Source organism: Micromonospora sp. NPDC049171 (genome assembly GCF_040648275.1).
Lineage (GTDB): Bacteria > Actinomycetota > Actinomycetes > Mycobacteriales > Micromonosporaceae > Micromonospora.
In genome coordinates, this window is the sequence record NZ_JBEZDJ010000021.1 from 159,649 (window position 1) to 167,763 (window position 8,115).

Below are 8,115 nucleotides of genomic sequence, written 5' to 3' on the forward strand. Positions count from 1 at the left end.
CATGATCGGTCGGCATCGCCGGGCGGTCGGCGTCGTGCTGGCGCTGCACTGCGCCGCCGCGGTCGCCGGCCTCGCCCCGCCGTGGCTGCTGGGCACCATCGTCGACCGGGTCACCGCCGGCACGGGTGTGGCCACCGTGGACCGGCTGGCGCTGGCCATCACCGGCTGTGTCCTGGTCAGCGCGCTGCTCTCCCGCTACGCCCAGTACGCCGGCCACCGCTTCGGTGAGCGGGCCGTCGCCGAGCTGCGCGAGGAGTTCGTCTCCCGCACCCTCGGCCTGCCGGTGTCGGTCGTCGAGCGCGCCGGCTCCGGCGACCTGGCCACCCGCAGCTCGGTCGACGTGGCGACGGTCGGGACCACCGTGCGCAACGTGGTGCCCACCATCGTCATCGCGTCCGTGCAGTTGACGTTGCTGTTCGGGGCGATCTTCCTGCTGCATCCGCTGCTCGGCCTGGCGGCGCTGGCCGGGCTCCCGTCGATCGTGGCGACCACCAGGTGGTATCTGCGGCGGGCCAGCCCCGCGTACCTCACCGAGGGCGCGGCGGCCGCCGAGTTGACCGAGACGCTCACCACCACCGCCGAGGGCGCCCGCACGGTGGAGGCGCTGCGGCTGACCGACGACCGGGTCCGGCACGGCACCAGCCGGATCGCGCGGCTGTGGCAGGCCCGACGGGTGACCCTGGCGCTGCGTACGGTGTACTTCTCGGTCGTCGAGGCCAGCTATCCGCTGCCGATCGCCGTGGTCCTGCTCGTCGGCGGTTACCTGCTCTCCCGGGAGGTGGTCTCGCTCGGCGCGGTGGTCGCCGCCGCGCTCTACCTGCAACAGGCGATCGACCCGATGGACCGGCTGTTGCAGTGGACCGAGCAGGCGCAGCGCGGCTTCGCGTCGTACGCCCGGGTGCTCGGCGTCGGCATGGTCCCGCCGGAGGCGCCCGGTCGGGCGGCCACCTCGCGGGGCGAGCGGGTCGTCGTCCGCGGGGCGCGGTTCTCCTACTCCGGAGGGCCGGACGTGCTGCACGGCATCGACCTGGAGGTGCAGCCGGGTGAGCGGCTGGCCGTCGTCGGTCCGTCGGGTGCCGGCAAGTCCACCCTGGCCCGGTTGCTGGCCGGGATCGACGCGCCACGCCACGGCGTGGTCAGCATCGGTGGCTGCCCAGTCACCGACCTCGACCCCGCGGAACGTCGGCGGCGGATCGCCCTGGTCACGCAGGAGCACCACGTCTTCATCGGCTCGGTGCGCGACAACCTCTCCTTCGCCGCGCCGGACGCGTCGGACGAGCAGATGCACGCCGCGCTGGTCACCGTGGGCGCCGACTGGTATGTGGGGCTGCCCGACGGTCTGGACACCCAGCTCGGCGACGGGGCCCGGCAGCTCGGCGCGGCCGAGGCACAGCAGCTCGCGCTGGCCCGGCTGGTGCTCGCCGACCCGCACACGCTGATCCTCGACGAGGCGACCGCCGCGCTCGACCCGAGCACCGCCCGTCGTACCGAACGGGCGCTGGCCGCCGTGCTGGTCGGGCGGACGGTCATCGCGATCGCGCACCGGCTCAACACCGCGCACGACGCCGACCGGGTCGCCGTGCTGGCCGACGGCCGGATCACCGAGATCGGCAGCCACGACGACCTGGTGGCCGCCGACGGGGCGTACGCCGCGCTCTGGCACTCGTGGCACAGCCAGGCCGACGAGCGCCCGAGGTGATCTGCTACTTGACGGCGCCGGAGGTGAGGCCGGCCTGGATCTGGCGTTGGAAGACCGCGTACACGATGATCATCGGGAGGATGGCGAGGGTCAGCGCGGCGAACAATCCGGACCAGTCCGCCTCATAGCCGGCGTTCACCGAGATCTCCGCGATGCCCTGGGTGAGCACCCACTTGTCCTTGTTGGAGAGCAGCACCAGGGGCAGCTGGTACTGCGCCCACTGACCGATGATGTTGAAGATCGCCACGCTGATCAGGCCCGGCTTCGCCATCGGCATCATCACCTGGAAGAACAGCCGGGTGTGCCCACAGCCGTCGATCATGCCCGCCTCGGCGACCGACGTCGGCAGCGTCTTGAAGAACGCGGCCAGGAAGAACACCGTGAACGGCAACGAGTACGCGGTGTAGACCAGCACCACCCCGAGGTGGCTGTCCAACAGGTGCAGCTGTTTCACCACGAAGAAGAGCGGCACCAGGGCCAGGAAGACCGGGAAGGCCAGCCCGGAGACGAACAGGTAGTAGACCGCCCGGTTGCCCCAGAACCGGTAGCGGGCCAGCACGTACGCGGCCATCGAGCCGAGCAGCATGGTGAGGAACGTGCCACCCCCAACCACGATGACGCTGTTGAGGAAGTACCGGCCGACGTTCGCCTTGGTCCAGGCCCGGCCGAAGTTCTCCCAGCGCAGCTCCGCCGGGAGCGTCCACGGACTGCTGAAGATCTCGCTGGTGTTCTTGAACGCGGCGAGGAAGGTCCACAGGATCGGCACGATGACGATCACCGCCCACACGGCGAGCGCGATGTGCCCCAGGCCCGCGAAGAGCCGCACCTCCGAGCGGGGGCTGCGGCCTCCTCGCCCACCGGTGGTCTTCGGGTCGCCGGTCTTCGGCGGTAGCGCCGCCGGTGTCGGCGGCAGCGTCGACTGCGGGTTCATCAGTACTCCACGCTTTCCCGCTTGGTGAGCCGCAGCGTCAGCGCCGCGAACGTGAGGGTGAGGAAGAACAGCGCCACGCCCATCGCCGAGGCGTAACCGTACTTCGAGTAGACGAACGCGTTGCGGTAGATCTCCATCGCCAGGACGGTGGTGGCGCCGTCCGGGCCGCCACCGTCCACCGAGAGCACCGCCACGATGGCGAACGCGTCGAACGCCGCGATACCGAGGTACACCCAGGCCACCTGGAGGGTGTCCCAGAGCAGCGGCAGGGTGACCCGGAAGAACAGCGTCACCCTGCTCGCCCCGTCCATCTCGGCGGCCTCGTAGATCTCACCCGGGATGGAGGCCATCCCGGCCGAGAACAGCACCACGTAGAAGCCGACCGCCTGCCAGACCAGCACCGCGATGATCGACCAGAGGGCCAGGCTCGGCTTGACCAGGAAGAACACCGGGTCCAGGCCGAACTTCATCAACACGCCGTTGATCAGGCCGGACTCGTTCGGCCGGTACACCATCTGGAACAGCACCGCGATGATGGCCACCGCCAGGACCTGGGGGAAGAAGAACACCACCCGGTAGAACTTCGCCCCCCAGACCCCCTGACGTTGGCCGCCACTGCTCTTGCCGCCCACGTTGAGCAGGAAGGCGAAGAACAGCGCGATCGCGATGGTGATCAGCGGCAGGGCAAGCAGCAGTACGCCGTGGTGCTGGACCGCCTTCCAGAAGGTGCCGTCGTCGAGCAACCTCCGGTAGTTGTCGAAGCCCACCCACTGCGGGGTCGACAGCCCCCGCCAGTTGGTCATCGAGATCTGGAACGCCTGCGCGTACGGCCAGATCACGAAGGTCACGTACAGCGTGACCGGGAGGAAGAGGAACCCGATCACGAATGGATACTTGCCGTGCCGCATGACCCCTACGCTCCGATCAGCGCTTGAACTTGGTGACGGAGGAATCCTTCTTGATGGCGTCGGCGCGCTTCTGGATCCGCTCCACGAAGGCGTCCGCGTTGATCCGGCCGAACATCAGCTCGTTGGTGGCGGACCGCGCCTCCGTGTCGAGCTCCTTGTACCAGCCGTCGAAGTACAGGTTGAACACGTCCTGGCCGGCGGCCTTGAGCGCGGCCTGCGAGCTGGCCACACCGGGCGGGAAGGCGAAGCCCTCCGAGCCGGCGGTGACCACGGTCGGGGCCTTGACCACCTCGGTGAAGCCCTTCGCGCCCGCCTTGGACAGCATCTGACGCATGTACTCCAGGCCGCCCTTGGGGTTCTTGCTCTTCGCCGAGACGAAGTAGCCCTCACCCGCGGTGGCCCGCAGCGCGGTGGCCGGCAGCTTGTCCGACGCGGTCAGGCTCGGCACCGGCATGAGCTGGTACTCGAAGCCGGCCGGGGTGTCCTGCTTCTGCTCGCCCTCCAGCCAGTCACCGCTGGGGTACAGGGCGACCTTGTTCTGGTTCTGGCGCAGCTGCACGTCGGTGTGCTTGAGGCCCTCGAAGCTCTTGTCGCTGAACTTCGCCCCGACCTCGGCCCACGCCGTGGCGGCCTGCTTGATCGCGTCCTGCTTCCAGGCGCCGTCCTCCAGGTTGTCGATGTTCTTCAGCACATCGGTGCCGCCGATCTTGGCAGCCTGGGTGAGGATGACGTTCCACTGGTAGTAGGCCGCGTTCGCCCCGGCGTAGCCGTACGGGGTGATGCCCTTGGCCTTGATCTTGGTGAGCAGGGCGATGAACTCGTCCCAGGTCTTCGCCGGCGCCCAGCCGTTGTCCTTGAACAGCTTGCCCGAGTACCAGATGCCGAAGACGGTGGAGACGTAGTACAGGACGTACGGCTTGCCGTTGAACGAGCCCGCCTCGATGGTGCCCGGCACGACGGTGTCGCGGACCCTCTTGGCCGGGTCGTCGACCGACGGGGCGTCCCACAACTCGGTGAGGTCCTGGAGCTGGCCGTCGGCGACGAGCGCACCGAAGTCCATCAGCTTCTCGCCCGAGTTGTTCACGAACTCCGGCGGGTTGCCGGACGCGAACCGCGGCTGGAGCACGGTGGAGACGGCCTGCGTGGCCTGGTGCTTGACCTCCGCCTTGGGGAACGCGGTCTTGTAGAGCGGCTCGTGCACGTCGGTGGCGTACTTCTCGCCGTAACCACCGTTGAAGATGATCACCTCGATCGCGGCGTCCTCCTTGACGCCGAGCGGGTTCTTCTCGCTCTTGGTGCCACCGGCGACCTGCTCGGTCTCCTTGTCGCCGCTGCTCGTCGCGCAGGCGCTGAGCAGGCCGATGGCCGGAGTGGCGAGCACGCCCACGGCGGCGGCGCGACGCAGCACCGTGCGACGGTCGAGTGCGGCCGGGTGTTCGGGGGTAATCGACATCGTCGTCTCTCCTTGGGAAATTCGGGTCAGGCGGTACGCCGGAGACGCCCGGCGTACCGCGACTCGAGGGCGATGTTGTGCTCGTCCCCGCCGGGGACGTTGGCGGAGAGGTAGATAGGGGGCACCTCTCCGGCCTGGTGGAACCGTCGTACGACCTCCGCGGTCAGCAACTGCGCCAGCAGCGCCGTGGTGACCGAGGAGACCGCACAGACCGCGCCGCCGCCCTCGAGCGGCAGCAGTGCATCGCCGTACGGCGCGCCGTTGTCCAGCACGACGTCGGCGAGGTCGGCGAGCCGCTGACCGGACGGGTGCCGAGGAACGACCCGTGCCGTGTGCTCGACCGAGGTGACCGCGATCAACGGATGACCGCGCTCGGTGACCAGCGCCGCCAGCTCGACCACCGAGCCGTTGATGCCGGACTGGGACGCCACCACGAACACGTCGCGCGGCTGGGGCGCCGCGAGCGCGTAGATCTGGTGGGCGATGGAGGGGTCGCGTTCCAGCTTCGGGTCGGCGAGCACGTCACGCGGGGCGTCACCGTGCAGCACCAGGTCCCGTACCGAGAGCCGGTTGGTGGGGACCAGCCCGCCGGCCCGGGCCACCAGCTCGGCGGCGAACGCCTCGGAGTGCCCGGCGCCGAACGCCTGGAGCACGCCGCCGTCGCGCAGGCTGTCGGCGATCAGGTCGGCGGCGCGGGTGATCCCGTCGGCCTCCGAGTCGAGCAGTCGGTCGAGCACCGGGCGGACGGCGTCCGCGTACCCCTGGGCACTGATCATGACAGGACCCCCTTCGCGGCCTTGTGCCCGTCGACGGCCTGCGCGGTGCGCCGGAAGGCCGCGTGGGCGCGGTCGTGCGTACGTTGGGCGACGGCGATGTAGAGCAGGTCGAGCACCACCAACTGGGGGTGTCGGGCGGAGAGCGCGTCCGGCCGGAAGGTGGTCGCCTGACTGGCCGTGAGCAGCACGATGTCGGCCAGCTCGGCCAGCGGCGAGCGCGGGAAACCGGTGAGCGCGAGCGTGGTCGCGCCCCGGCTGCCCGCCTCGGCGAGCATCTCGATCGTCTCCCGGGTCTGCCCGGTGTGCGAGATGCCGAGCGCCACGTCCCCGGCGCGCAGCAACGCGGCGCTGGCCAGCCCCTCGTGCACGTCGTTCCACGCCCACGCGGCCACGCCGATGCGGTGCAGGCTGAACTGCATCTCCTCGCCGACGAGCGCGCTGCCGCTGGCGCCGAAGATGTTCACCCGGCTGGCCCCGGCGATCGCCACGGCCGCGCGCTCCACCTCGCCGAGGTCGAGCAGGGTTGCGGTGTCGTGCATGGCCCGGGTGTCGGCGGCCATGATCTGGTCGAGCACCCGGGCGAGCGGGTCGCTCGGCTGGATTTCGCGTCCGATGTCGACGGTCCACCCGGCGGAGCGGGCCCGACCGGTCTCGGAGGCGATGCCCAGCCGCAGGTCGGCGTACCCCTCGAAGCCCATCGCCCGACAGAAGCGGGTGATGGTCGCCGGTGAGGTGCCGCTGCGCTCGGCCAGCTCGACGATTGTGGATCGGGCAGCGGCCTCCGGGTCGCTCAGCACGTGCTCGGCGACCCGCCGCAGGGCGCCGGTCAACTCGCCGAGCCCGTTGCGGACCCGGGCCAGCACCCCGTCGGAGGCGGAGATCCGTCGATCGATCGCGTCGGCGTCGACCACCGCGGTCCCCGCGGCGGTGTCCACCTCGTGATCAACCATGTGTCGGCTCACCTTTCCGAAAAGCTTGTTAACTGTTAGTGGTAAAAGTTCTTACTGAACGGCCCTCCGTGTCAAGACTGTGGGCGAAGTTTTCAAACTGTTACCTGGCGCACAACCCGCCGCAGCCGCCGAAACTTGCCCTCCAACACGCCGCCCACCAGCATGAACAGGCCCGATCGCCACACCAACCAAGGAGGCCCCGTGCCGATGCCCGACACCCTCGTGATCGGTCTCGATGTGGGCGGCACGTCCACCCGGGCGACCGCCCTGACCCTCACCGGGGACCGTGTCGGCAGCGGCCGCGCCGGCGGTGGCAACCCCACGAGCCACGGCGCCGAACGGGCCGCCGCCGAACTGTTGACCGCGCTCCGCGAGACGCTCGCCGACCTCGACCCGGCACGCGTCGTCGCCGGCACCATCGGGCTGGCCGGAGCCGGCCGACTGCTCGCCGACCCCGCCGGCCGCGCCGCCTTCGACCGGGCCTGGCACGACGCCGGCCTACGCTGCCCGTACGCGGTGCACGGCGACGCCCTGGTCGCGTACGCCTCCGGCAGCGCCGCACCGGACGGCACCGTGCTCATCGCCGGCACCGGCGCGATCACCGCACAGGTCCACGACCTGCGACTCGACCGGATCGCCGACGGCCACGGCTGGCTCCTCGGCGACACCGGCTCAGGCTTCTGGCTCGGTCGCGAGGCGGTACGCCGACTACTCGCCGACCTGGACATCGGACGCCCGCCCGGGGCACTGGCCACGGCGGTGCTCACCAACCTGCTGGGCAGCGCCGAGATCGCCACCCGCCCCCGAGACACCGTGGACGCCGTCATCCAGACCGTCACCCGGCGAGCACCCATCGAGCTGGCCCAACTCGCACCACTCGTCGTCACCGCCGCCGGCCAGGGCGAACCCGTCGCCGTCGCCCTGATCGGCGAGGCCGCGACCCACCTCGCCGAGAGCGTGGGCCGAATCCGCCCCGCCGACGCGGCGACACCCCTCGTGCTCGGCGGCGGACTCCTCACCGCGGACACCCCGCTGGCCACCGCCGTCCGGGCCGAGGTCGCCCGCCACTGGCCGGACGCGCCCCTGCGCACCGCCGGCGACGGTGCCGCCGCCGCGGCCTGGCTCGCCGCCCGCGACCTACCCGAGGTCACCGACCCGGCGGCCCTGCACGCCCGCCTGTTCCCCACCACCTGACCGCCGACGCCCGCCACCAAGCCCGGCAAGGCAAACCCGGGACGCCGGGACATGATCACGCTAGATCGTGGATTTCAACGCCGTTGCGTTAGGTGGAACGGCTGTTCGTCAACCAGCACTGCCTCGCCGATCATGGAGTTGTGGTGGGTAACAGAACGCCCGTAAAACCCCCAAAGTCGGCACCACAACTCCATGATCGCCAAG

7 protein-coding genes are annotated in these 8,115 nt (G+C 70.4%); 2 read left to right on the plus strand and 5 right to left on the minus strand.

All coding sequences use genetic code 11. The annotated features are described in order from the left end of the window. Window position 1 precedes the first annotated feature (1 nt). A complete protein-coding gene (locus tag AB0B14_RS25360; protein ID WP_357078159.1) occupies window positions 2-1,699 on the plus strand; it encodes an ABC transporter ATP-binding protein in 1,698 nt (565 codons plus the stop codon). A 4-nt stretch (window positions 1,700-1,703) separates the two neighbouring features. Here AB0B14_RS25360 and AB0B14_RS25365 read toward each other — a convergent pair whose 3' ends face one another. The 5 genes from AB0B14_RS25365 to AB0B14_RS25385 are packed head-to-tail and all read right to left on the minus strand — an operon-like array spanning window position 1,704 to window position 6,717. Next, complete coding sequence (locus AB0B14_RS25365) at window positions 1,704-2,630, minus strand: carbohydrate ABC transporter permease (protein ID WP_357078094.1); 927 nt, start codon at window positions 2,628-2,630, stop codon at window positions 1,704-1,706. Beyond that, window positions 2,630-3,538: a sugar ABC transporter permease gene (locus tag AB0B14_RS25370; protein WP_357524573.1), complete on the minus strand. Its 909-nt coding sequence runs from the start codon at window positions 3,536-3,538 to the stop codon at window positions 2,630-2,632. The genes AB0B14_RS25365 and AB0B14_RS25370 overlap by 1 nt, the downstream gene beginning before the upstream one ends. A 16-nt stretch (window positions 3,539-3,554) precedes the next feature. Beyond that, window positions 3,555-4,991, minus strand: coding sequence for an N-acetylglucosamine/diacetylchitobiose ABC transporter substrate-binding protein (gene ngcE / locus AB0B14_RS25375; RefSeq protein ID WP_357524575.1), 1,437 nt, complete (start codon window positions 4,989-4,991; stop codon window positions 3,555-3,557). A gap of 26 nt (window positions 4,992-5,017) precedes the next feature. Then, entirely contained in the window at window positions 5,018-5,767 is a 750-nt protein-coding gene (locus AB0B14_RS25380) for an SIS domain-containing protein (RefSeq protein WP_357078084.1), read from the minus strand. Then, the gene (locus tag AB0B14_RS25385) at window positions 5,764-6,717 is read right to left on the minus strand and encodes a MurR/RpiR family transcriptional regulator (RefSeq protein ID WP_357078080.1); all 954 of its coding nucleotides are present in this window, start codon (window positions 6,715-6,717) and stop codon (window positions 5,764-5,766) included. The genes AB0B14_RS25380 and AB0B14_RS25385 overlap by 4 nt, the downstream gene beginning before the upstream one ends. 207 nt (window positions 6,718-6,924) lie before the next feature. Here AB0B14_RS25385 and AB0B14_RS25390 point away from each other — a divergent pair, with 207 nt between their 5' ends. Beyond that, window positions 6,925-7,911: a BadF/BadG/BcrA/BcrD ATPase family protein gene (locus tag AB0B14_RS25390; RefSeq protein WP_357524577.1), complete on the plus strand. Its 987-nt coding sequence runs from the start codon at window positions 6,925-6,927 to the stop codon at window positions 7,909-7,911. The last annotated feature ends 204 nt before the right edge of the window (window positions 7,912-8,115 follow it).

What these genes read in the sequence shown, in the direction of transcription:
- AB0B14_RS25360 (WP_357078159.1), top strand. Translation starts at nt 2, where the DNA reads ATGATCGGTCGGCATCGCCGGGCGGTCGGCGTCGTGCTGGCGCTGCAC.
- AB0B14_RS25365 (WP_357078094.1), bottom strand. Translation starts at nt 2,630, where the DNA reads ATGAACCCGCAGTCGACGCTGCCGCCGACACCGGCGGCGCTACCGCCG.
- AB0B14_RS25370 (WP_357524573.1), bottom strand. Translation starts at nt 3,538, where the DNA reads ATGCGGCACGGCAAGTATCCATTCGTGATCGGGTTCCTCTTCCTCCCG.
- ngcE (WP_357524575.1), bottom strand. Translation starts at nt 4,991, where the DNA reads ATGTCGATTACCCCCGAACACCCGGCCGCACTCGACCGTCGCACGGTG.
- AB0B14_RS25380 (WP_357078084.1), bottom strand. Translation starts at nt 5,767, where the DNA reads ATGATCAGTGCCCAGGGGTACGCGGACGCCGTCCGCCCGGTGCTCGAC.
- AB0B14_RS25385 (WP_357078080.1), bottom strand. Translation starts at nt 6,717, where the DNA reads ATGGTTGATCACGAGGTGGACACCGCCGCGGGGACCGCGGTGGTCGAC.
- AB0B14_RS25390 (WP_357524577.1), top strand. Translation starts at nt 6,925, where the DNA reads ATGCCCGACACCCTCGTGATCGGTCTCGATGTGGGCGGCACGTCCACC.